We start from the raw sequence: 23,960 nt of genomic DNA on the forward strand, positions 1-23,960 counted from the left end.
TTCCGCAAGTAATATCAGCGGACCCCACAAAACCGCGCTAGGCTCCCAGAAGGAAAGAAGGAGACGCCTTGTCAGCAAAATCGGAGCAGTCCGCAAGTCCAGTGCCCCCGGCCACCGCCGGCGCCCGTCCGATGAGCAAGGTGCTGATCGCCAACCGCGGCGAAATCGCCGTGCGCATCATCCGCGCCGCCCGCGATGAAGGCCTCGCCTCCGTGGCCGTCTATGCGGACCCGGACAGGGACGCGCTGCACGCCCGGCTGGCCGACGAGGCTTACGCACTCGGCGGCAATACCGCCGCGGAGTCCTACCTCGTGATGGACAAACTGATCGACGTGGCCCACCGCTCCGGGGCGGACGCCATCCACCCGGGCTACGGGTTCCTGGCGGAGAACGCCGAGTTCGCCGCCAAGGTCATCGACGCCGGCATTACCTGGATCGGCCCCTCCCCCGCGGCGATCTCCGCCCTCGGCGACAAGGTCCAGGCCCGCCACATCGCCGAAAAGGTCGGTGCTCCCCAGGTCCCCGGCACCGCCGACCCGGTGGAATCCGCCGAAGAAATACTTGCCTTCGTCGACCAGTTCGGTCTGCCGGTTGCCATCAAGGCGGCCTTCGGCGGCGGTGGCCGCGGCATCAAGGTTGCCCGCACCCGCGAGGAAATCCCCGAACTCTTCGAGTCGGCCGTGCGTGAGGCCGTCGCCGCCTTCGGCCGCGGCGAGTGTTTCATTGAGCGCTTCCTGGACGCCCCGCGCCACGTCGAGACCCAGTGCCTCGCCGACGCCCACGGCAACGTCGTGGTGGTCTCCACCCGTGACTGCTCGCTGCAGCGCCGCAACCAGAAGCTCGTCGAGGAGGCCCCGGCCCCGTTCCTCACCGATGATCAGAACCAGCGCCTTTACGACTCCTCCAAGGCCATCCTTAAGGAAGCCGGCTACCTCGGGGCCGGTACCTGCGAATTCCTCGTCGGGCAGGACGGCACCATTTCCTTCCTCGAGGTCAACACCCGGCTGCAGGTGGAACACTGCGTCTCCGAGGAGGTCACCGGAATCGACCTGGTCCGCGAACAGTTCCGGCTCGCCCGCGGCGAGGAACTCGGCTACGGCGATCCCGAGGTCCGCGGCCACTCGATTGAATTCCGGATCACCGGCGAAGACCCGGGGCGGAACTTTATGCCCGCACCGGGAACCATCACCGGACTGAAGAACCCGACCGGCCCCGGCGTCCGGATCGATTCCGGCGTGGAGCAGGGCGACGTGATCAGCGGAAACTTCGACTCCATGCTCTCCAAGCTGATCGTTACGGGCGCCACCCGGGCCCAGGCGCTGCAGCGGTCCCGCCGCGCGCTGGAGGAAATGGTGGTCGAGGGCATCCCGACCGTGATCCCGTTCGACCTCGCAGTGGTGACCAACCCTGACTTCGCCCCCGCCGAGGGGCCGTTCAAGGTCCACACCCGGTGGATTGAGACCGCTTTCGTCAACAACATTCCCGCCTGGACTCCGACCGGTGCCGGCGCCGAGGAGTACGACGCCGGCGAACGCCAGCGCGTCGTCGTCGAAGTCGGCGGCAAGCGCCTGGAAGTTGTACTGCCGGCGTCGCTGGGCGCAGGCACGGGCGGCACGGGCGCTGCCAAGCCGGCCAAGGCCAAAAAACGTGTCCGCAGCGGCGGCACGGCCGCCGCTGCCAGCGGCAACGCCCTGACCTCGCCCATGCAGGGCACCATCGTCAAAGTGGCCGTCATGGAGGGCGCCCTGGTCTCCGAAGGCGACCTCGTCGTGGTGCTCGAGGCCATGAAAATGGAACAGCCGCTGACCGCGCACCGCTCCGGCATCGTGATCGGGCTGGCCGCTGCCGCCGGCGAGACCGTCTCCGCCGGAGCCATCATCGCCCTGATTGAGGACAGCCCGGCGGAGTAGCCGCCGCGTGGCCGGCCCCGGCGCACCACTGGCGTGCCGGGGCCGGCCCATGCACACTGGGTCTGTGAAACCCTTCCTGCTCCTCGCCTCACGGGCCGAGGACGACGCCGCCGAGGACGAATACCACTCTTACCTGCGTTACGGCGGACTCACCGCGGGACAGCTGCACCGTATCCGGATGGAAGCCGCTCCCCTGCCGGAACTGGATCTGGACGACTATTCCGGCGTGATCGTCGGCGGCAGTCCGTTCACCTCCAGCGACCCGGAAGAGGAAAAGAGCGCAGCCCAACACCGGGTGGAGCGCGAGCTTGCCGCGCTCCTGGACCGGATCGTGGCGGCTGACTTCCCTTTTTTGGGCGCCTGCTACGGGGTCGGGACACTGGGCCTGCACCAGGGCGCGGTCATCGACCGGACCTTTGGCGAAGGGCTCGGCGGGGTGACCATCAGGCTCACCGACGAGGGGCTCGCGGATCCCCTGCTCAAGGGCATGCCGGAGCACTTCACGGCCTTTGTCGGCCACAAGGAAGCCGTCCGGGTCCTGCCCGCCCACGCGGTGCTGCTGGCCGGCTCCCTGTCCTGTCCCGTGCAGATGTTCCGGATCCGGAACAACCTATACGCGACCCAGTTCCATCCGGAGCTCGACGTCGGCGGCCTTATCACCCGTATCGATATCTACCGCCATGCCGGGTATTTCCCGCCCGAATCAGCCGAAGAGCTGATGGCCGCCGCTGGACTTGTCATCGTCACGGAGCCCATGACCATCCTGCGGAACTTTGTGGAGCGCTACGCCTCGTAGGCACCGCCGGGTAGGCGCCGCCGGATGCACGAAGACCCGGTGTGTTAAGCGAACACACCGGGCCTCTCCGTTCAGCACACCGGCGTCAACTCGCCGGTTTCACTACAGGAACTGAGTCCTCAGGCGACGTTGTTCTCATAGTCCAGGTCGCGGGTTTCCTTGCTGACGAACAGGGCGATCAGCGTCAGCACGGACATGGCGGTGAGGTACACACCGACCAGCACGGGGCTGCCGTCGCCAATTTCCCAGAGCCAGACGGCGATGAACGGGGCTACGGCTGCGCCGAGAATGCTGGCGACGTTGTAGCTGACCGCGGAGCCGGTGTACCGGACGTTGGTCGGGAACAGCTCCGGCAGCAGCGCACCCATCGGACCAAAAGTCAGGCCCATCAGTGAGAAGCCGATCACCAGCAGGCCCATGGTGCCCACGAAGCCGCCGCTGAAGAGCGGGACAAACAGCAGGCCGAAGACGAAGATGCCGCCGGTGACAGTGAGCAGCATCTTGCGGCGGCCGTACTTCTCGGCCAGCGGCCCGGAGACCAGGGTGAAGATACCGAAGAACACCACGCCGGCGATCAGCATCCAGAGGAAGTCGTTGCGGCTGTAGCCCAGACCGGGCACAAACGCGGCCGCTGCCGCCTCGGACATCGGCTTCCCGGCCTTCTCGGCTGCGGCCCTGGCCGTATCCAGGCTGGAGGCCCGGGTGCCGTAGGTCAGCGTGAAGGTGGTCATCAGGTAGAAGAGCACGTAGGTGGCGAGCATGATGAAGGTGCCGAGGATCAGCGGGCGAAGGCTGGTCTTGAACACCCGGGCCAGCGGGAGCTTGGCGACCTCTTTGGATTCAAGCACCTTGGTGAACGCGGGCGTTTCGATGAGCTTGAGCCGGACGTACAGCCCAATGATCACCATCACGGCGCTGAGCAGGAACGGCACGCGCCAGCCCCACTCCATGAAGGCCGTCGGGGACAGCGCGTAGCTGAAGACCAGGAAGATGACGTTGGCGATGATGAAGCCAATCGGCGCCCCCAACTGCGGGAACGTGCCGTAGATGGCGCGTTTGTTGGCCGGGGCGTTCTCTGTGGCCAACAGGGCCGCACCGCTCCACTCGCCGCCGAGCGCCAGGCCCTGGGCGAAGCGCATGACCACAAGCAGCGCCGGCGCCCAGAATTCCCAGCCCGGGACCAGCGCGGTCGGCAGGCAGCCGATGAGGAAGGTGGCAATTCCCATGGTCAGCAGCGACGCGACCAGGGTCCCCTTCCGGCCGAATTTGTCGCCGAAGTGGCCGAAAACAATAGAGCCGAGCGGACGCGCGATGAACGCCACGCCGAAGACTGCGAAGGAACTCAGCAGCTGGGTGGTCTCGTTCTGGCCTGGGAAGAACAGCTTGGGGAACACGAGCACGGCGGCCGTGGCATAGACGTAGAAGTCGTAGAACTCGACGGTGGTGCCGATCAGGCTGGCGACAATCACGCGGCCGCGCGAGTTCACCTGCTTGCCGGCCCCCTGCTGAGTCAGGGTGACATTTGAGGACATAGAGAGACGCTTTCTTGAGGACCGGACGGGGTTTCTGCGCAGAAAACGCCATGGGCCGCCCGAAAAGAGGGATTTGGGTAGAGACCGATAATAGTTCCCGACCATCCGGTCAGTTGATGAATGTCCACCATTTGGACATTCACGCATTGTCTCACGTGATGGACCTCACAGTTGACCTCACCGAACCCTCACGCCTCCGGATAGGCGCCGATAGGGAAACGTCACAGCCCGTTAACAAAGCGCGAGGGTTCCGGAAACGCAAGATCCCTACCGTGGAAGGACCACACCCCAAAGGAGGTCTCCCCCGTGACTGCCGAAAGCACCGCACCCGTCCGCGACACCCGCGCCGCCGACACCCTTACCCTTGAGCACCGGCCCGGCCGCTGGATCGCCAACTGGGATGCCGAGAACAAAGACCAGTGGGAGTCGGTGGGCCGTCCCATCGCCCGCCGGAACCTGAACTGGTCGATCTTCGCCGAGTTCCTGGGCTTCGTCGTCTGGCAGCTGTGGTCCATCGTGGTTGTCCAGCTGCCTGCAGCGGGCTTCACGTTCACCACCTCCGAAATCTTCTGGCTGATTTCCATGCCAAGCCTGGTCGGAGCCACCCTCCGGATCCCCTACACCTTTATGGTCCCCCGCTTCGGCGGCCGCAACTGGACCATCGTCTCGGCCCTGCTGCTGCTCATTCCCGCCATCGGACTGGCCCTGTGCGTCTCCAACCCGGCCACCCCGTTCGGTGTGATGCTGCTGGTCGCGGCCCTCGCAGGCTTTGGCGGCGGCAACTTCGCCAGCTCGATGGCCAACATCACCTTCTTCTACCCGGCCCGGGAAAAGGGCTGGGCGCTGGGCCTGAACGCAGCGGGCGGAAACCTCGGTGCCGCCGTCGCGCAGCTCGCCGTTCCGATCGCCATCACGCTCCTGGCTGCCGGCACCGTGAACCTGCCCGCCGCCGGGCTTATCTGGGTGCCGCTGATCCTGCTGGCGGCATTCGGTGCCTACAAGTACATGGACAACCTCACCAGCGCCAAGGGCGATGTGGCCGGTTCGCTCGCCGCCCTGAAAGAACCGCACCTGTGGATCATGGCGCTGCTGTACATCGGCACCTTCGGCTCGTTCATCGGCTTCGCCGGGGTCTTCCCCAAGCTCATCAAGGACTACTTTCCGGAGTTCTCCTCGATCGGCGTCGGCACTGTGGCACTCTCGCTGGCCTTCCTCGGCCCGCTGGTCGGTTCCCTGGCCCGCCCCTACGGCGGACGCCTGGCGGACCGCCGGGGCGGCGCCCGGATGACGGTGGCAGCCTTCGCCGCCATGGCCGTCATCACGCTGACGATGGTCTGGACCCTGCCGCTGAAGAACTTCTGGCTCTTCCTGTTCCTGTTCATGCTCCTCTTCACCGCCAGCGGCTTCGGAAACGGCGCCACCTACCGGATGATTCCGGTCATCTTCGCCACCTCCAGCCGCGCCGCACGCTCCGGAGCCAGCACGGTGGCCACCCAGCGCCTCGCCTCCTCGGCACTCGGCCTCATCTCCGCCATCGGCGCCTACGGCGGCTTCGTCATCCCGCAGGTGCTAAACGCCTCCAACAGCGCCAGCGGCTCCTACACCCCGGCCTTCTACGGCTTCGTCGGCGCCTACGTGCTGATGCTGGTCGTCTGCTGGGCCTGCTACATCCGCAACGCCAACCGCAACGGAAACGGACACGTCTAACATGAGCCCCAGCGCCGCCACGCACTGCCCTTACTGCGCCCTGCAGTGCGCCATGACGCTGACCTCCCCGAAGGCTCTGACCCCGGCTGAAACGCCGGGGTCAGAGCCCGTGGTGGCCGCACCGGCAATACAGGTGCCCGCTGCGGACACGCTGACGCCGGCGGCCCCGCTGCTGGACGTCAGCGGGCGGGACTTCCCCACCAACCGCGGCGGCCTGTGCCGCAAGGGCTGGACGTCGGCGTCGCTGTTGAACCACCCGGGCCGCGTCATCGAACCTCTGCTCAAGGGCCCGGACGGCGTCCACCGGCCCATCAGCTGGGACGACGCCCTGGCGTTTGTCACCTCCGCCGTAAAGCAGACCCGTGCCCTGCACGGGGCGGACGCCGTCGGCGTATTCGGCGGCGGCGGACTGACCAATGAGAAGGCCTACCAGCTGGGCAAATTCGCCCGGCTGGCCCTGGGCACCTCACGGATCGACTACAACGGACGCTTCTGCATGTCCTCCGCGGCCGCGGCCGGCATGCGCGCCTTCGGCCTGGACCGCGGACTGCCGTTCCCGTTGGCGGACCTCGACGCCGCCAGCACCATCCTGATGCTCGGCTCAAACGTCGCCGAGACCATGCCGCCCTTCGTTCAGCACCTCCAGGGCGCCCGCGACGCCGGCGGACTGATTGTGGTGGATCCCCGCCGCTCCGCCACCGCGGCCTTCACGTCCGACGGCGGCGGCCTGCACTTGCAGCCGCTGCCGGGCACCGACCTCGCGCTCCTTCTCGGCCTCTCCCACGTGGTGATCCACGAAGGCCTGGCCGACGCGGGGTACATTGCGGCCCGCACTACCGGCTACGACTCCCTGGCCCGCAGCGTCGCCTCCTACTGGCCCGAACGGGTCCAGTCCCTCACCGGCGTTCCCGCCGGGCTGATCCGGGACACCGCCCGGCGGCTGGCAGACGGCGCCACCAAGGGCGGCAGCTACATCCTCACCGGCCGCGGCGTGGAACAGCACGTGGACGGCACGGACACCGCCACCGCCGCCATTAACCTGAGCCTGCTGCTGGGTCTGCCGGGCTCGGCGCGCAGCGGCTACGGCACCCTCACCGGCCAGGGCAACGGCCAGGGCGGCCGCGAACACGGCCAGAAGGCCGACCAGCTCCCCGGCTACCGCAAGATCACCGATCCCGCGGCCCGCGCCCACATGGCCAAGGTCTGGGATGTTCCCGAATCCCTCATCCCCGGCCCCGGTGTCCCCGCCGTCGAGCTCCTGAAGTCCCTGGGACAGCCCGACGGCGTCCGCTGCCTTTTCGTGCACGGCGCCAACGTGGCGGTCTCCGCCCCGGACGCCAACGCCGTCATTGCAGGCCTGCGCAGCCTGGACTTCCTCGTGGTGTGCGATTTCTTCCTGTCCGAGACCGCCGTCGAAGCAGACCTGATCCTGCCGGTAACGCAGTGGGCCGAAGAGGAAGGCACACTGACCAACCTCGAAGGACGGGTGCTCCGCCGCCGCCACGCCCTCGCTCCCCCGCCCGGGGTCCGCAGCGAGCTGTGGATCATGGCCCGGCTGGCCGAGGCCCTGGATGCCCCGTCGACCTTCAGCGCGGACCCGGAAACCGTCTTCGAGGAATTGCGCCTTGCCTCGGCCGGCGGCCTGGCCGACTACTCCGGGATCGACTACGCCATGCTGGACCGCGGCGACGCTGCCTACTGGCCCTACCCCGCCGGCAGCGAAGGCACGCCCCGGCTGTTCCTCGACTCGTTCGCCCACGCGGACGGCCGCGCGGTGTTCACCGCCGTGACGCCCCGGCGTCGGGCTTCTCCCTCTTCTCCGGCGGCAGAACCGGCCCGCAGGAACCGCGGCGGCAAACCGATGACGCTCATCACCGGCCGGCTCCTGGAGCACTACCAGTCCGGGGCGCAGACCCGCCGGGTGGCCGCCCTCGCCGAGGCCCAGCCGGAAGCCCGGCTGCAGCTCCATCCCGCAACGGCCGCCGCCCAGGGCATCGCCGACGGCGATCTCGTCTTGATCTCGAACGCGCGCGGCGAGGTTGCCTGCCGGGCCGCCCTGAGCACGGACATCCGCCCGGAGACAGTGTTCTTGCCCTTCCACTTCCCCGAGCTGGAGAGCGCCAACCGTCTCACCGAAGCGGCCACGGACCCCATCTCCGGGATGCCCGAGTTCAAATTCAGCACAGTGTGGATCCGCCCGGCCGCGGCCGTACGTGTCACTGGTTTTCCCGTCCTTCAAGCAGAGGAGTCCTCATGAGCGAGCGGATTGTGGTGGTGGGTTTCGGACCCGTCGCCGCGAGGCTGATTGACGAACTGCTGCCGGCCGTACGCAAGGGCCTGGCCCGGCTGACGGTCATCGGAGAGGAGCCCGAGGCGGCCTACAACCGTGTCCTCGTGGCCGACCTCGGCGTCGGCCGCACCACGGAGGAGGCGCTGGCACTGGCGGACGCTGCCGCGCTGATCGCCGACGGCGTCGACGTCCGGCTGGGAGTACGCGTCCGCCGCGTGGACCGCGCCCGCCAGCGGCTCATCCTCACCGACGGCACCTCCCCCGGCTACGACCGGCTGGTCTTCGCCACCGGCTCCCGCCCGGTGATCCCCAACCTGACAGGCCTGAACCCGGATCCGGCGGCCCCGGTGCTGCCCCCGGGCGTGACCGCCCTGCGGGATCTGCGCGATGCCGCGGTGCTGCGGAGCGCTGTCGCCGGCGGCAAGCGCGTGGTGGTCCTCGGCGGCGGCGTGCTGGGCCTGGAGACGGCGTTGGCCGCGGCCGAGGAAGGCGCCACGGTGACTGTGGTGCACAACGGACCGCACCCGCTGGGCCGGAACATCGACCGCGGCGGCGGGGCCGTGCTGGCCACGAGCCTGCGCAACTGTGGTGTGCGGATGGCCGGGAACGCCCGGTCCACCGGCCTCGAACACAACGCCCCCGACGGCGGCTTCTCAGCGCTGCTCCTGGACGATGGGTCCGCGATCGACGGCGACCTGCTGGTGCTCTCCTGCGGTGTCCGCCCGCGGACGGAACTCGCCGAGGGCTGCGGACTCTCCACCGGTACCGGCATCCTGGTGGACCATAAGCTCCGGGCACACCATGAGCCGCACATCTTCGCGATCGGCGACTGCGCCGAGGTCCGCTGCCCCGATCCGGAATGCGCCGAGTGCCGCACCGCGCGCGGACCGTCCGGGCTGGTGGGTCCGGGGTGGCGGCAGGCCGAATGGCTGGCCGAGTATTTGATGCTGCTGGCTGCGGAGTCTAAAGCTGATGCCGGGCCGTCGTCGGACGCTGCGGCGGATGCTGCTGCGGGTGCCGACGCGCTGCCGCCGCTGGCACCGGAACAGCCGGGCGTTATAGTCCTCAAGGCCCGCGGCATGAACATGGCCGTGGCCGGGGACAACGGCGCGGAGCCGTGGGATGAAGAGGCGCTCGCCACCGGGGCGGTCAATGGACGGGCCCGGCTGCAGGTGGCCCAGTGGGCCGATCCGGAGCATGGCCGTTACGTCAAGATGATCACCCGCGCCGGAGTCCTGGAGGGGCTTGTGGCGGTGGGGATGCCCCGCACCGCGGCCGAACTCGTGCAGCTCTTCGAACGCGGCGCCGAACTCCCGGCGGACCGTTCGCTCCTGCTGCGCCTCGACGGCCCGGACCAGGTGGCAGCCGCCGGCGCGGCCGACCCGGCACGGACCGTGTGCCGGTGCGCCGGCGTCAGCGGCACCGCGATTGCCTCTGCTGCAGCTGACGGGTGCGGCACCGTGTCCGAGGTCTCGGGCGCCACCCGCGCAGGCACGGGCTGCGGCGGCTGCCACGAGGACATTAGGGGGATCATCGAGGCCCACTTTCAAGGGGCCGTCGCTTAACGGGTGAAGTGCGCTCAACGCGGGAAGGTCCGAGTTGAGCGCGATTAGCATGTCCAGGCTTTCTGTTTGCCGGAACCTCCCCTGCGACTAAGTGGCCCGGCCGCACGCGTAACGCCAGACCAGCCGTTGCAGTGATAAGGCTTTCCCGCCAAAATTCGGTTGCCGGCGCTGCAGTCCCACCACGTTGCGGGCCTGGAAATGTGGTCGGAAGATCTCCTCCACGGTGAAGGCTCGCCCGCGGGTGCCGTCTCGCGACGCGAGGCAGTTCAGTATGGTGATCGTCCCTGCGACAGGGTCGGCACCGCTCAGGGCTCGCTGATTAGGGTGATTGCCCGCAGCGCGGGAAGCCCCCGTCCGTCAGGATGCCTGACGGGGGTTCCCGTTCTTATAGTGCTGTGTGCTTTCTAAAGCATCGACACAGCCTCATCACAGCATCGATGGCTACCTTGAATCCATGATTTCATCTCCTCCCCATGCACTTCGTCGCCCGTCCGCGGTTGCCGGCCTGCTTTCAGTCGTTGCCCTCTTCGCCTCTTCATGCTCCTCGCCCGGTACGACCACGGACGCCACGACAACCGAGGCCTCCGCGACCGCCACGCAATCCGCCGCGGCATCAACCGGCGTTGACCTGACGCTGTTCAAGGCCGGTGCAGTTGTTGGCGATCCGTCCACGGTGGACTGCACGCTGAGTGGAGGCGCCGAGACAACCTGCTACGAGATCACGATCTCCGGCTATCCCACGGACCATGAGGTCGGACCGTTCTGCCCCGAAACCATCACCACGGGCGCGGACAAGGCCGGTATCTGGTTCGACGGCGAAGGCGTCTACGACCTCGACGGGGAGTTCATCGCGAACCTTGCTGAGAAGTACAACGACAGCGGTTGGCAGATGTACGACGAAAACGGCAACGTCTTCGTGACTGATACTGCAGAAGCCTTCGAAGCCGCAGCGCGCCCCGACGTCGATCCGGCGTACCAGAACTACTGCATTGAAGGCAGCGTGGACTATCTGGAGAACGGTGAGCCCATCACGTCCACCGTCCTGATCCCGACGAGCCCCGTGGCCGCTGCGGCCCCGAGCGAACCTCAGGGAAACCAGGGCGTCACGCTGGACGGTGTGATCATCGCCGCCTCGGCGCCGGTCGACGCCATCCTCGGGGCTTACACGATCGCATCATTCGACGATTGCGGCGGCCACTTCAACCCGTTCGAGGGTTACCACCTGCACGGGGCAACGGGATGCTCCGAGACCGGAACGGCCAGCGAGGGCGAAACCGCCATGTTCGGCTACGCCATGGACGGTTACCCCGTGCACAGCCCGTACAGCGAAGCTGAACTTGCGAACGTCCAACTGGACGAATGCAACGGACACACCACCGAGGCCGAGGGTTACCACTATCACGCGAACTCCGCCGCAAAAAACCAGGTGATCCAGTGCCTGGTCGGTCAAACCGTCGCCGGTGAAGGGGATGGTGGTGGTCCCCCGGCCGGAGGCGTGCCCGCGGGCGGTGCGCCCGGCAACAACTGATCCGTGGCAAATAAAGTATTGTGGCGGCCCGCGCCACACCGGTGGGCCGCCGCGTTGCTCGGACTCGCCGCAACAGGCATCCTCCTCGCGGCGGCGCCGGCTGCGTACGCCCACGATGAAACGAGCGACGCACTGTCCCTTGCTGTTGAGGAAAACCGCATTGTGGGCACTGCGCTGGTCGAGTACACGGACCTCGGGTTCAAGGACACCTCAGGCGACGGGCTGCTCGACGAGTCCGAGTTCAAGGAGCAGCAGTCTGCAGTCTCCGCGGGCCTCGTATCTACCGCGCGTGAACGGGTCGAGCTTGTAGTCAACGGGACCGAAATGTCGATAGTCGGGGCCGGTCTCTCCTTTCCTGAAAAGGACACCGGCACAGCATCGGCGGACGTCGGACTCGCCTTCGTCTCTGGACCGTTCGACGGCGGGTTGTCGCAACTGGCGTTCTCCTGGGGCTTCAACTCGCCGGGTGACACGGTGGTGGTTTCCGATGCAGACAGTGCGGTCGTAGGACAACTCAGCGACGACGGCACGGTCACGTTCACGCTCGACACGTGGGCCACCGCAACGTCTTTCCTCCGGCAAGGTGTCGAACACATTCGGCTCGGGCTCGACCACACGCTTTTCCTCGTGGTGCTGACGCTCGGCGTGGTGGGTACGCAAATCACCCGCGCCACGGCATGGCGCGTCGTCAAGCTCGTCACAGCCTTCACGGTCGGCCACGCAGTGAGCCTCTGCCTGGCATATTTCAGCTTGCTTCCCGTGCCTGCGCAGATTGTCGAACCTGCCATTGGGCTGTCGATCGCCGGCGTCGCCGCCCTCGTGGTGCGTTCGAAACTGGGAACGCATCCCTGGTGGATCGCGGGCGTGGTTGGCTTGGTGCACGGACTGGGCTTTGCGTCGAGTCTCGCCGATCTCGGGCTGGCGACGGCGGACCACGCCGTCGCCCTCCTGACCTTCAACCTCGGGATCGACCTCGCGCAGGTCGCCGTCGTGGGCATCGTTATGGCTTCCTATGCCCTGCTGGGGAGGCTCCTTCCGCGCCGGGTCGAATTCGTCCGGCTTGCCGTCTGCGTCGCGATTGGCGCCGTGGGCCCTGTTCTGGACAGTGACGCGACTCATCCCGTGATGATCGGCCTACGGGACGTGCTGCCCACCGGCGAATCATCGACATCAGGTAAATGTCAGAGGAATGGAATCAATCCACTCCCCGGACTCAAACGCGTCATCCGAATCGGCCGGTCGCCGAATGGCAGGTAGCATCGGGGCCATGAGCGCCGACGACGAGGACATCACCGACGAACTGCTGGCGGACGCCGGAAAACTTACCGGGCTGAGCCTGGAACTGCTGGGCCTCGACCCGCACCCGGATGACATGACCGCTGAGCAGCGGCTCCTGTTTGATCCCGAGGATCTGGCGGAGATGTCAGCCGCCGCTTCGGAGGACCGCGAGAAAGCCCTGCGCCAAACGCGCCTGCTCGCCGGGTTGCTGTGGAACTCATCGAGTGTCCTGCTGGACCAGCTCTTCCGCGACCTTGAAACTCTGGGCCAGCTGGAGACCGTCACCCCTGCCAACATTGCCGGGTCCTCGGCCCTGTTCTCGCTGCCACCCCAGTTCGCCGCCGACTACGACGTCAAGTTCACCCGGAAGTTCATCGTCGTCGCCTCCGACGTCACCGCGTCGCTGGTCCGGGGCTGGACCGCCCCCGGCTGCCTCGCCGCCGAACTCGCCGTGCGCGCCCTGCTGGATCAGGCGCAAATCACCGAAGACATCTACGAACTGGACCTTCCGGACGACTGGCGGGCCGCCGTCGAGGAAGTTCTGCTGGAAGACGCGGACAGCGAATGGCTGTACGCGGACGACGCCGACGGCGGCGCCGGCACTGTCCCGCCCGGCGTCGGGCAGTGGTTCGAGTCCTTCACCCCCGCCGACACGGTGCCACCCTACGCCCGCAGCTAGAGCCACCGCCAAAACGGGACAATAACGGCGTAAGGGTGCGGTACGGGGATCAGAGTTCAGTGTGCTGGATTACAGAACCCCGAACCAACGGGTGCGTAGGGTGGGGCTGGTCATCCGGCATCCATCCCTCATAGGAGACCACTGTGCGCCTACGAACCATCCTTGCCCCCATGAGCATCGCCGCCCTGGCGTTGCTCGCTCCGAGTCCGGCGTTCGCGGACGCGGGCGGCAATCCCCCCATCGACTCCAGCGCCAGCGCGTCACATCGCATCAACGGGGCGGCCGTGAGTTCCCTGCCGGAGGACCAGCGCAGGCTGTCGGTCGAAGGCAAACTCGGCAGCGACGGTGTGGCCGACGGACGGCTGTCCTTCACGCATCAAAGCCCGTCGGGGCTATCCCATTTCACGGCCCGGGTGACATGCCTGGAGTTCCATGACGGCCGGACAGAAGTCAGCGGAACCATCACCAAGGGCGAGACCGCAGCCGGGGTTATCCTCGACGGCAAGATGGTGGCCTTCACCCTCGACACAGAAGGTGCGCAGAACTTCTCCCTCCCCCAGATCGGTCCCGGAGCCGCCAACTGCGGTGGTGGCCGGGATGAGACCGTGCCTGTAACCCAGGCGGGCTTCCACGTCCGCTGATTCATCCGCGGTAATCTGTCCCGGCCCGTGCGCGACCTGCCCGGCGTTCGGCGCGCACGGGCCGTCCCAAACATCCACGGCGGACGGACCCGGACGGTAGCATCAAGCCCATGGTCACGCAGAGTGCAATATTCGTTGACGCCGGATTCCTGCTGGCCGTCGGAGGTACCCAGGTTGCCGGGACGTCCCTGCGGTCGGCCTTCCGGGTGGACTTCGAGCGGCTCATCCGGGGCATCCTGGACCGTACCGTCGAGCACTCCGGGCTCAACGCCCTGCGGGTTTACTGGTACGACGCCTCTAAAGACGCCCTCTTCACGGACCAGCACAAACAGATCGGCCTCCTGCCGGACGTGAAGGTCCGGCTCGGCCGCATCTCTTTCAGTGGTGAGCAGAAGGGCGTTGACCTCAAGCTTGGACTGGATCTGGTCGGGGTGGCCCGGAACCGGGCGGCGTCGATCGCCTACCTGGTCTCCGGCGACGATGACCTTGCGGAGGCCGTCGAGGAGGCGCAGGACCTCGGCATGAAAGTGGTGCTGGTGGGTCTTGAAAACCCCGGGCACCGGCTCGGCGTGATGTCCGTGGCGGAGCATCTGGCCCTGCGGGTGGACAGCATCATCACTCTTCCCGCGGAACTCATCGAGGCCTGCTTCACCAAGTCGGTGACCGAGGCGCCGCGGCCCTCCACGGATGCGGCAGCGCCCGCCGGGACAGACCTCGCCGGTCCTGTCCCGAAACCGGCAGCGCCGCCGGCGGCCAAGCCGGGACCGCCGCGCAAGCCGTTCCATCCCGCGGTGCCGCGGCCGCACCCGGCCGAAGCCCACATCGTCTACAGCTCCGGCGGGTCATCGGGGCACACCCCGCACTTCGAGGACACCGCGATGGACGTTGCCCGGGACGTCGGGGAAAGTGTCGCCGCGAGCTGGTACGGAACCGTGTTCCAGGGGGATCTGAACGATCTACTGGCGGACCGGCCCATCCTGCCGGTCGAGATCGACAGGGTCCTGCTGAAGGACTGCGCGCAGCGCATCGGCGAGTACAAGACCGATCTCCAGGGGGTCCGCCGCGCGCTGCGCGAAGCGTTTTGGCAGAAGCTCGACGAGCTCATCTAGCTGCTCAGCCCAGGTGCACGGGCAGCGTCCGGCACCGTGTCCAGAACGGCATCGGTTCAAGTTCGCGCCCGGAGCGGTCCACAGCCAGGCGGGTCAGCCAGGAACTCCGGACTCCCGATCGTAACCGGATGGGTGATGGCAGTCAGGATCCCAGGCCTTCCAGGAAGTCCTCGGTGAAATGCTTCACGCCGTCCCATTCGGTATAGACGTAATCGCGCGTGGTGTCCGTGTCCCCGGTGCCCGCGCGGCTAGCGATCGTCTTCATCACCTGCTTCGTCACGAACCCGTAGTGGGTGTAAAGCAGTGCGCCGCCGAACAAGCCAACGCGGGCCGGACGCCACCCGGTCGCCGCCTCGAATTTCTCCACATAGCGTTCCGCCTCCTGCTCCCCGCCGTGGGCGGCGGCGAGGCTGACCGAGAACAGCGCGGACGGCAGGCGCTGGAGGGCCTCACGGTTGGTCCGCACGAAGTCCCGGACCTGGCTTTCGTGTTTGCCGATATGGACAGACGCCCCGACGATGACGGCATCCACACCGTCGGGAAGGCCGTCTCCGGCCGACTTAATGTCAGCGGTCGTTGCCTCATGTCCGTGACTGCGGATCACCCCGGCAATATACTCGGCGATTTTTGCTGTTTGTCCTTCGACCGTCCCGTACGGGACATAGACCGTGGCCATGCCCCCAGTCTGGCCGCCACACGGCAGACGGCTGTAGAGGACAAAGTCCCCCGGCACGCCCGTCCCGCCCGGCGGCAGCGCAGGAAGCCAGGCACGAGGAGCCAAGCCCCGGGGCTACATCCTCACGTGCAGGCGCCGGGCCGCTTCGGAGATGGACCCGCTCAGCGACGGGTACACCGTAAAGGTGCTGGCGACGTCGTCGACGTGCAGTTTCTGGGTCACGGCGAGGGCGATCGGGAAGATCAGCTCGGAGGCGTTTGGCCCCACAACCACGCCGCCGATCACGGTGCCGGAGCCCTTGCGGGCGAAGATTTTGACGAAGCCGTCGCGGTGGTTTCGCATCTTGGCGCGGGCGTTGCTGCGCAGCGGCAGCTTCACAACGTCGGCCTGGTACTTACCGGAATCGATCTCCGCCTCGGAGACGCCCACGTTGGCGATTTCGGGCGAGGTGAAAATGTTGGACGCCACCTGGTGCAACTTCAGCGGCATCACGGCGTCGCCCAGGAAGTGCGCCACCGCGATCCTGCCCTGCATTGCAGCTACGGAAGCCAACGCCAGGATGCCGGTGCAGTCGCCGGCCGCGTAGATGTTTGGGGCAGTGGTGCGGGAGACGCCATCGACTTTGATGTGACCGCTCTCGGTGACCGCGACGCCGGCTTCCTCCAGTCCCAGCCCGTCGGTGTTCGGGATGGACCCGACACAGACCAGGCAGTGGCTGCCGGTGACGGTGGAGCCGTCACCGAGGGTGGCCACAACGCCGTCCTCGGTGCGTTCTACCGATTCGGCGCGTGAGCGGGAGAGCACCGTGAGCCCGCGGCGTTCGAAGACGCCTTCAAGGACCTCAGCGGCGTCGGTGTCGGACCCGGGCAGCACGCGGTCACGGCTGGAAATCAGGGTTACCTTGGAGCCCAGGCCGTTGTAGGCGGAGGCGAATTCGGCGCCGGTGACGCCGGAGCCGACCACGATGAGGTCCTCCGGAAGCTCGTCCATGTTGTAGATCTGGGTCCAGTTCAGGATCCGCTCGCCATCCGGCCGGGCGGTGGGCAGCTCGCGCGGGTGCGCGCCGACGGCGAGCAGGATCGCGTCGGCCTCAATGGTTTCGGTGCCCCCGGCGGTCTGGACTTCGATCGTGTGGTTGTCCAGCATCCGGCCGGACCCGATCATGATCCGCACGTTCTGGTTCTCCAGGCCCTTGCGGATGTCCTCGGACTGGTTCCGGGCCAGGCCCAGCAGCCGGTTGTTGATGTGCTTAAGGTCCGCGCGCATCGTCGGCAGGCAGTCGCCGCCGTCGACGTCGAACTTGACGCCCAGCTCCCCCGCCTCGCTGACTCGGGTCATCAGATCCGCCGTCGCGATCAGGGTCTTGGACGGCACTACGTCAGTCAGCACCGCCGAGCCGCCAAGGCCGGCCCGTTCAATGACGGTGACCTGGGCCCCCAGTGAGGCGGCGACCATGGCGGCTTCGTAGCCGCCGGGCCCTCCGCCGAGGATTGCGATGCGGGGTGAGCTGAAATCGGGATGCATAGTCACAATCAGCCATTGTCCCCCATCCGGACCGGCCCCACCAACGGGTCCGCCCGGCATATGCCTGCAGCGTCCGGATCAGCGTGCCGGAAGCGTCGGCCGGCGGCGTCTGCTGGGCAGCGGCGGAGACACGCGATAGCTTGTACCGGTGAGTACAACAGAATTCCTGAACACAGATCCCTTTGATGCCGCCCGCAACGCCGCGGCCTACATCGCCGAAGAGACGGGCGTGGATGCCCACGACGTCGCGCTTGTGCTCGGCTCGGGCTGGGGTGACGCCGCCGACCTGATCGGCGAGACCACTGCCACCCTGTCCGCCGCAGAAATCCCGGGCTTCTCGGCGCCGGCCGTGGAAGGCCACGTAGGCACGATCCGCTCGGTACTGACCAAGGACGGCAAACGCGCCCTGGTCCTGGGTGCCCGCACCCATTACTACGAGGGCAAGGGCGTCCGCGCCGTGGTCCACGGGGTCCGCACCGCCGCGGCCGCCGGCTGCAAGACCCTCGTCCTGACCAACGGCTGCGGCGGCCTGAACGAGAACTGGACGCCCGGCACCCCGGTCCTCATCAGCGACCACATCAACCTCACGGCCACCTCACCGCTCGAGGGTGCCACTTTCGTGGACCTGACGGACCTCTATTCCTCCCGGATCCGCGGCCTCGCCCGCGAGGTGGATCCGACCCTGGACGAGGGCGTTTACGCGCAGTTCACCGGCCCGCACTACGAGACGCCGGCCGAGGTGCAGTACGCGAAGCGGATCGGCGCCGAACTGGTGGGCATGTCCACCGCGCTCGAGGCCATTGCCGGCCGCCATGCGGGCATGGAGGTCTTCGGCATCTCCCTCGTGACCAACCTTGCTGCCGGCATCAGCCCGGTGCCGTTGAGCCACGGCGAAGTCCTCGAAGCCGGCCAGGCTGCCGGGCCGCGGATCTCGGCGCTGCTCGCGGAGATTATCGCCAAGCTCTGACGCTAGTCCTCCGCGGCCAGGAAATGCAGGGCCTTGGCCTTGACCGCCGGGAACCGCCGCTCTATCGAGTCGGCGATCCCGGCGATCGTCTGGCGTGCCAGCGCCTGCCGCCACGCCAGTTCGGCCTGGCGCATGGTCTGCGAAATCAGGCACGTCCGGGCGAAGTTCTCCTGTGCTTCCGGTTCCGGGACACTGCCCAGGATCGCCTCGCAGCGGAACGCGGGCTCCGGGCCCTCCAGAGCCAGGACGATGTCCAGGACCGTGATGTTTTCCGGTCGGCGGGCGAGGTGGAAACCACCACCCGGGCCTGAGACAGAGGTCAGAATCCCGGCGCGGACGAGCGCTTGGAGTTGTTTCTTCAGGTATTCGGCCGGGAGCTGGTAGTACGCCGCCAGCCGGGCACTGTTGACCGCGTCGCCGGCCGGGGTCCAGGCCATGTTCACGCAACTGTGGAGGGCCCATTCCACACCACGCCCCATCTTCACTTGCCTGACATTACGTGTCCGGAAAAAGGGGGTCAAGGGCCCCGCCGCCGAGCCTGCGCCGGCCCGTTTCACGCTCTGGCGTGATGGATCTGGTATCCGGCTTCAGCTTGTCGAGTGGGGACAACGGCCCAATTGCGGCTAGTTTTGTTCCCATGACGTCAACGGATGCCGATTTCAGCCGCTTGCTCGCCGATGCCCGCACCTGGGCCGGCCAGGATCCGGACCCTGCCACCGCGACAGCCCTCACGGAGCTGATCCGGCAGACGGAGGACGGAGCCGCCGCAGCCGGCCAGGAACTCGCGGACAGCTTCCGCGGCACGCTGCAGTTCGGCACCGCCGGGTTGCGCGCCGCACTGGGTCCAGGCCCCAACCGGATGAACCGGGTGGTGGTGCGCCGCGCCGCCGCCGGCTTCACCGCGTTCCTGACCGAGACGGTGGGCAATGCCTCCCCGGGCACCCGGCCGCGCGCCGTCGTCGGCTATGACGCCCGCTACAACTCCGATATCTTCGCCGAAGAAACCGCCGCGATCCTCACCGCCGCCGGTGTTGAGACCTTCCTGATGCCGTCCGCGCTGCCGACCCCACTGCTTGCCTACGCCGTCCGGGCGCTCAACTGCGACGGCGGCGTGATGGTCACGGCCAGCCACAACCCGCCGCAGGACAACGGCTATAAGGTCTACCTGGGCCGGCACGCCGTCGAGGACAGCGGCCGCGGCGCCCAGATCGTGGCACCCTACGACGCCCTCATCGCGGCCAGGATCGATGCCGTCGGCGCCACCGCCTCCATCCCGCTCGCCGCAAACGGCTGGACCGTCCTGGACGAGTCAGTTGCGGCGGACTACCGGGCCGCCGTCGCCGGGCTCGCGGCACCGGCGCACTTCCCCGCCCGGGCCCTGAAAATTGTTTTGACACCGATGCACGGCGTCGGCGGCGAAACCGCGGTATCGGTGCTGAACGCCGCCGGCTTCGCCGACGTCACGGTCGTCAGCGAGCAGTCCGAACCGGACCCTGACTTCCCCACCGTGAGCTTCCCGAACCCCGAGGAACCCGGCGCGTTGGATCTGGCCCTCGAACTCGCCGGCGGTCTGGACGCTGACCTCGTGATCGCCAACGACCCCGACGCCGATCGGGCCGCCGTCGCGGCAAAGGACCCGGACACCGGTCTTTGGCGCATGCTGCGCGGCGACGAAGTCGGAGCGCTGCTGGGGGCGCACGTCGCCGCACGGCTCGACGCCGCCGGCGAGGACCCGACAGGGGTCTTCGCAAACTCGATCGTGTCCTCACGGCTGCTCGCGCGGATCGCGACGTCGGCCGGCTACACCCACGAGGAAACCCTGACCGGGTTCAAATGGATCGCCCGCGTCCCCGGGCTGCGCTACGGCTACGAGGAAGCCCTGGGCTACTGTGTCGCGCCGGAGCTCGTCCGGGACAAGGACGGGATCTCCGCGGCCGTGCTCATTGCCGAACTGGCTGCCGCTGCCAAAGCGGACGGAAAGACGGTCTTCGACACCCTGGACGAGCTCTACCTCGTGCACGGGCTGCACGCGAGTGACCAGCTCAGCATCCGGGTGGCGGACCTCGGACTGCTGGACGCCATGATGAACCGGCTGCGGGTCAGCCCGCCGGAATCGTTCGGCGGCTCCGCCGTCGACGCCGTCACCGACCTCGCCGAAGGCAGCGAACACCTCCCGCCGACCGAGGGCCTGCTCTACCTGACCAGGGACCTCAGCCGGGTCATCATCCGCCCCAGCGGGACGGAACCGAAATTGAAGTGCTACCTGGAGGTAATCCGGAGCGTCGACTCCGCCGCGGAACTCCCGGAGGCACGCCTGCAGGCCCGCGCGGCGCTCGATGCCGTCCTCGCGGACGTCCGCGAGGCGCTCGGACTCTAGGCGCCCGGACTCTAGGTGCTCGGACTCTACGCGCCCGGACTTTAGGTGCCCTGAGCCCGGCCGTTCGGACTCCGGGCGCGGCCCCTACAGCTCCACCTCGATCTGGCCATCCACAATCCGGGTGCCATACGTGGCGAGGCGGAGGCCGGAGTTGCCGAGGCACTCTCCCGTGCGGAGGTCGTAGACCTCTTTGTGCAAGGGGGAGGCGAGCGTCTGCCGGGCCCCCGCGGGAGCCGACGATGCCGCGGGCCATCACGTGGGCACCGGTGGCCGGGTCCTCCTGAGCGACCGCGAAGACGTCCCCGCCGACAGTGCGGATCAGCGCGACCTGTTGGCCGAAAATCAGCGCCGCTTCACCCCAGCCCGGCTCCAGATCGGCCACGGCGCACACCCGGTGCCAGCCCGCCCCGAGTCCGGTGGTCTGTTCCTCAAGCGTCAGTACGGTGGTCATCCTGGCCCCTCTCAATTACTGCATCAACCGCTGCTGCGGCCACATACCCACGCTAGGACGGCGGTGTAACAACGGCGTGCAGTGAATGTGTCCACCGTGTAAAAGAGAGTTCACACGGCCGGAAACGTGTTCGTGATGCAGAAGTTAAGACCACGAAACATAAGGGAAACTGAAGCGAAACTGCCCTTGCCTAGTCTGGATGGACCAAGCTGCAGAGCACCGTCTGCGGCCCACCCGAAAGGCCCACCGTGACCGGACAGACTTCAAGCCCCCTGAACCAGGGCGCAGAGCTCCCCTCAACTCCGCGCCGTATCGTCGTCGCCGGAGGCGGCCCCGCGGCCCACCGGTTCGCCGATGCGATGCACGCCCGCGGCCTTGACGGCTGGAATGTCACCGTCCTCACCGAGGAAGCCCACCTCCCCTACGACCGCGTCGCGCTGAGCAAGGCCCTCACGGACAGCACCGTGGACCTCACCCTTGGCAACACCTCGATGTGGGACCACGCCGCCCTTGACCTGAAAACCGGAGAGCGCGTCACCAGCATCGACACCGCCGGCAAGACGGTCCGGACCGCGGCCGGAAGCGTCTACCCCTACGACGAACTCGTCGTCGCAACAGGCTCGGACGCCGCCCGCCTGCCCATCCCCGGCGCTGAACTGACGCACGTTTACCGCACCCTGGAGGACGTCTGGGCCATCAACCAGGCGATTACGGAGCTGACCGCCAGGCTGGGCCGCAAGGTCAGGGCTGTCACCATCGGCGGCGGTCTTCTGGGCCTCGAATCCGCCGCCGGCACTGAGCAGCTAGGCGCCACCCCGATCGTCATCAACGGCTCCCCCTGGCTTATGAACACCCAGCTGGACGAGGGCGCGGGCCAAGCCCTCGGCCGCCTGATTGAGGCCAAGGGATTCACCGTGCACGGCGGGGTGTTCCCCTCCGAGGTCCTTTCCGACGACGACGGCCAGGTCACCGGTGTCCTGATGGCGGACGGCCGCACCATCGACGCCGACCTCGTGGTCGTCGCCGTCGGCGTCCGGCCCCGCGACGAACTGTTCCGGGCTCCCGAGGGTGCCGAGCAGCTCTTCCAGCTCGGCCCCCGCGGCGGAGTTGTCATCTCAGACGGCTGCGAAACTGAGATCCCCGGCATTTGGGCGATCGGAGAGGTCGCGAACTTCGGCGGCATGTGCCTGGGGCCTCGTCGCCCCGGCCAACACCATGGCCGAAATCGTCGCGGACCGGCTGCACGGCGGCGAGGCCACGTTCCCCGGCTTCGACACCGCCACCAAGCTCAAGCTTTCCGGCGTCGACGTCGCCAGCTTCGGTGATGCCTTCGCCCGGACCGAACACGCCCTCGAAATCGTCTATGCCGACCCCGCCCGCGGCGTCTACCAGAAGATCGTCACCACCGACGACGCCAAGACCCTCCTCGGCGGCATCTTCGTCGGCGATGCGACCCCGTACACGTCCCTGCGGCCCATGCTGGGCCGCGAACTGGCCGCCGAGCCGGGCGCCTACCTCACCGCCGCCGGCGGCGGGGACGCCCCGGAGACGGAACTTCCGGACGACGCAACCCTTTGCTCCTGCAACAACGTCAGCGCCGGCAGCATCCGCGACGCCATCAACGGCTGCGGCGCGTGCGAGGGCAACGCCCCGGTCCAGGAACTCGGCGAGCTCAAGGGCTGCACCCGGGCCGGTACGCAGTGCGGTTCGTGTGTGCCGATGCTCAAGAAGCTGCTGGAAACCGAACTGACCAAGTCCGGCGTCGAAGTCTCGAAGGCGCTCTGCGAACACATCGAGCTGTCCCGCCAGGATCTCTTCGACGCCATCCGTGTCCTGGGACTGACCTCGTTCGAAGAGATCATGGCCAAGTACGGCACTGGCGCGGGCTGCGATATCTGCAAGCCGACCATTGCGAACATCCTCGCCAGCCAGAACAGCGCCTACGTCCTCGACGCCGGCCGCGGCACCCTGCAGGACACCAACGACCGCGCTCTCGCCAACATGCAGAAGGACGGCACGTACTCGGTGGTCCCGCGCATTGCCGGCGGCGAGATCACCCCGAAGAAGCTCGGCGTGATCGCCGCCGTGGCGGAAAAGTACAGCCTGTATACCAAAATCACCGGCGGCCAGCGCATCGACATGTTCGGCGCCCGGCTCGAGCAGCTCCCGGAAATCTGGAAGGAACTGGTGGATGCCGGCTTCGAGTCCGGCCAGGCCTACGGCAAGAGCCTGCGCACCGTGAAGTCCTGCGTCGGATCCACCTGGTGCCGCTTCGGTGTCCAGGACGCGGTGGCCATGGCCATCGCACTGGAACTGCGCTACCGCGGCCTGCGCAGCCCGCACAAACTCAAAATGGGAGTCTCCGGCTGCGCCCGTGAATGCGCCGAGGCGCGGGGCAAGGACGTCGGCGTCATCGCCACCGCGGACGGCTGGAACCTCTACGTCGGCGGCAACGGCGGCGCCACTCCGGCCCACGCCGAGCTGCTGGCCAAGGACCTGGACGACGAAACACTGATCAAATACATCGACCGGTACTTTATGTACTACATCCGCACGGCGGACCGGCTGCAGCGCACTGCGCGCTGGCAGGAAGAGCTCGACGGCGGCATCACGCACGTCGAGGACGTGGTGGTGAAGGACACCCTGGGCATCGCCGAGGAACTCGAGGCAGCCATGGCCAGGCACGTGGACACTTACGTCGATGAGTGGGCCGACACGCTGAAGGATCCGGAGCGGCTGCGCCGGTTCCGCTCCTTCGTCAACGCCCCGGACCAGAAAGACGACTCGATCACCTTCGTCTCCGACGAGCGTGGCCAGATGCGCCCGGCCACGGCCGAGGAAAAGAGCTCCACGCTTATCGCCACGACCATCCCGGTCCGGCCCGTCGATGCACCCGAACCCGCCCCCGCCACGGAAAGCAAGGTCTAACC

Annotated in this window: 16 protein-coding genes and 2 pseudogenes; 13 read left to right on the plus strand and 5 right to left on the minus strand. The window is 67.4% G+C overall.

The features are described 5' to 3' along the window. Positions 1-68 precede the first annotated feature (68 nt). Entirely contained in the window at positions 69-1,910 is a 1,842-nt protein-coding gene (locus KY499_RS06405) for an acetyl/propionyl/methylcrotonyl-CoA carboxylase subunit alpha (RefSeq protein ID WP_375141124.1), read from the plus strand. 64 nt (positions 1,911-1,974) lie between these two features. Then, a complete protein-coding gene (locus KY499_RS06410; protein ID WP_123254599.1) occupies positions 1,975-2,706 on the plus strand; it encodes a glutamine amidotransferase in 732 nt (243 codons plus the stop codon). Between the two features lie 119 nt (positions 2,707-2,825). Here the strand turns inward: KY499_RS06410 and KY499_RS06415 are convergent, their stop codons facing one another. After that, entirely contained in the window at positions 2,826-4,238 is a 1,413-nt protein-coding gene (locus KY499_RS06415) for an MFS transporter (protein WP_123254600.1), read from the minus strand. A gap of 306 nt (positions 4,239-4,544) precedes the next feature. On the opposite strand from KY499_RS06415, the gene KY499_RS06420 reads away from it, so the two are divergent. The 8 genes from KY499_RS06420 (at position 4,545) to KY499_RS06455 (ending at position 15,035) form a co-directional block, all read left to right on the plus strand. After that, positions 4,545-5,945 carry an MFS transporter gene (locus tag KY499_RS06420; RefSeq protein ID WP_219886550.1) on the plus strand — a complete coding sequence of 467 codons (1,401 nt, stop codon included), beginning with the start codon at positions 4,545-4,547 and terminating at the stop codon, positions 5,943-5,945. 1 nt (position 5,946) lies between these two features. Then, on the plus strand, positions 5,947-8,202 hold the full coding sequence (locus KY499_RS06425) for a molybdopterin oxidoreductase family protein (RefSeq protein WP_219886552.1): 2,256 nt from the start codon (positions 5,947-5,949) through the stop codon (positions 8,200-8,202). After that, entirely contained in the window at positions 8,199-9,800 is a 1,602-nt protein-coding gene (locus KY499_RS06430; protein WP_219886555.1) for an FAD-dependent oxidoreductase, read from the plus strand. Before KY499_RS06425 ends, KY499_RS06430 begins: the two co-directional genes overlap by 4 nt. Before the next feature lie 454 nt (positions 9,801-10,254). Beyond that, positions 10,255-11,328 carry a YHYH protein gene (locus tag KY499_RS06435; protein ID WP_219886556.1) on the plus strand — a complete coding sequence of 358 codons (1,074 nt, stop codon included), beginning with the start codon at positions 10,255-10,257 and terminating at the stop codon, positions 11,326-11,328. Positions 11,329-11,331: 3 nt separating this feature from the next. Next, complete coding sequence (locus tag KY499_RS06440) at positions 11,332-12,585, plus strand: HupE/UreJ family protein (RefSeq protein ID WP_219886557.1); 1,254 nt, start codon at positions 11,332-11,334, stop codon at positions 12,583-12,585. Positions 12,586-12,595: 10 nt separating this feature from the next. Then, positions 12,596-13,285 carry a hypothetical protein gene (locus KY499_RS06445; RefSeq protein WP_219886558.1) on the plus strand — a complete coding sequence of 230 codons (690 nt, stop codon included), beginning with the start codon at positions 12,596-12,598 and terminating at the stop codon, positions 13,283-13,285. Positions 13,286-13,455: 170 nt separating this feature from the next. Further along, complete coding sequence (locus KY499_RS06450; protein ID WP_123255279.1) at positions 13,456-13,926, plus strand: hypothetical protein; 471 nt, start codon at positions 13,456-13,458, stop codon at positions 13,924-13,926. A gap of 110 nt (positions 13,927-14,036) precedes the next feature. Further along, positions 14,037-15,035, plus strand: coding sequence for an NYN domain-containing protein (locus KY499_RS06455; protein WP_123255278.1), 999 nt, complete (start codon positions 14,037-14,039; stop codon positions 15,033-15,035). 142 nt (positions 15,036-15,177) lie between these two features. Here KY499_RS06455 and KY499_RS06460 read toward each other — a convergent pair whose 3' ends face one another. Both KY499_RS06460 and KY499_RS06465 read right to left on the minus strand, forming a co-directional pair. Beyond that, a complete protein-coding gene (locus KY499_RS06460) occupies positions 15,178-15,711 on the minus strand; it encodes a flavodoxin domain-containing protein (protein ID WP_219886559.1) in 534 nt (177 codons plus the stop codon). A 114-nt stretch (positions 15,712-15,825) separates the two neighbouring features. Beyond that, the gene (locus KY499_RS06465; protein ID WP_123255286.1) at positions 15,826-17,241 is read right to left on the minus strand and encodes an NAD(P)H-quinone dehydrogenase; all 1,416 of its coding nucleotides are present in this window, start codon (positions 17,239-17,241) and stop codon (positions 15,826-15,828) included. A 142-nt stretch (positions 17,242-17,383) separates the two neighbouring features. Here KY499_RS06465 and KY499_RS06470 point away from each other — a divergent pair, with 142 nt between their 5' ends. After that, positions 17,384-18,202 (plus strand): purine-nucleoside phosphorylase, encoded by an 819-nt coding sequence (locus tag KY499_RS06470; RefSeq protein WP_219886560.1) that lies wholly within the window; start codon positions 17,384-17,386, stop codon positions 18,200-18,202. Positions 18,203-18,204: 2 nt separating this feature from the next. On the opposite strand, the gene KY499_RS06475 is transcribed toward KY499_RS06470, so the two are convergent. Then, on the minus strand, positions 18,205-18,681 hold the full coding sequence (locus tag KY499_RS06475; protein ID WP_258191070.1) for an Rrf2 family transcriptional regulator: 477 nt from the start codon (positions 18,679-18,681) through the stop codon (positions 18,205-18,207). A 158-nt stretch (positions 18,682-18,839) separates the two neighbouring features. Between KY499_RS06475 and KY499_RS06480 the strand changes: the two genes are divergently transcribed. Then, positions 18,840-20,579, plus strand: coding sequence for a phospho-sugar mutase (locus KY499_RS06480; protein WP_219886561.1), 1,740 nt, complete (start codon positions 18,840-18,842; stop codon positions 20,577-20,579). Positions 20,580-20,663: 84 nt separating this feature from the next. Here KY499_RS06480 and nirD read toward each other — a convergent pair. Further along, positions 20,664-21,030, minus strand: a pseudogene (gene nirD / locus KY499_RS06485) (nitrite reductase small subunit NirD). A 248-nt stretch (positions 21,031-21,278) separates the two neighbouring features. Here nirD and nirB point away from each other — a divergent pair. After that, a pseudogene (gene nirB, locus KY499_RS06490) lies at positions 21,279-23,958 on the plus strand (nitrite reductase large subunit NirB). Positions 23,959-23,960: the final 2 nt, after the last annotated feature.

This window comes from Arthrobacter sp. PAMC25284 (assembly GCF_019443425.1).
GTDB classification, from domain to species: Bacteria; Actinomycetota; Actinomycetes; order Actinomycetales; family Micrococcaceae; genus Arthrobacter; species Arthrobacter oryzae_A.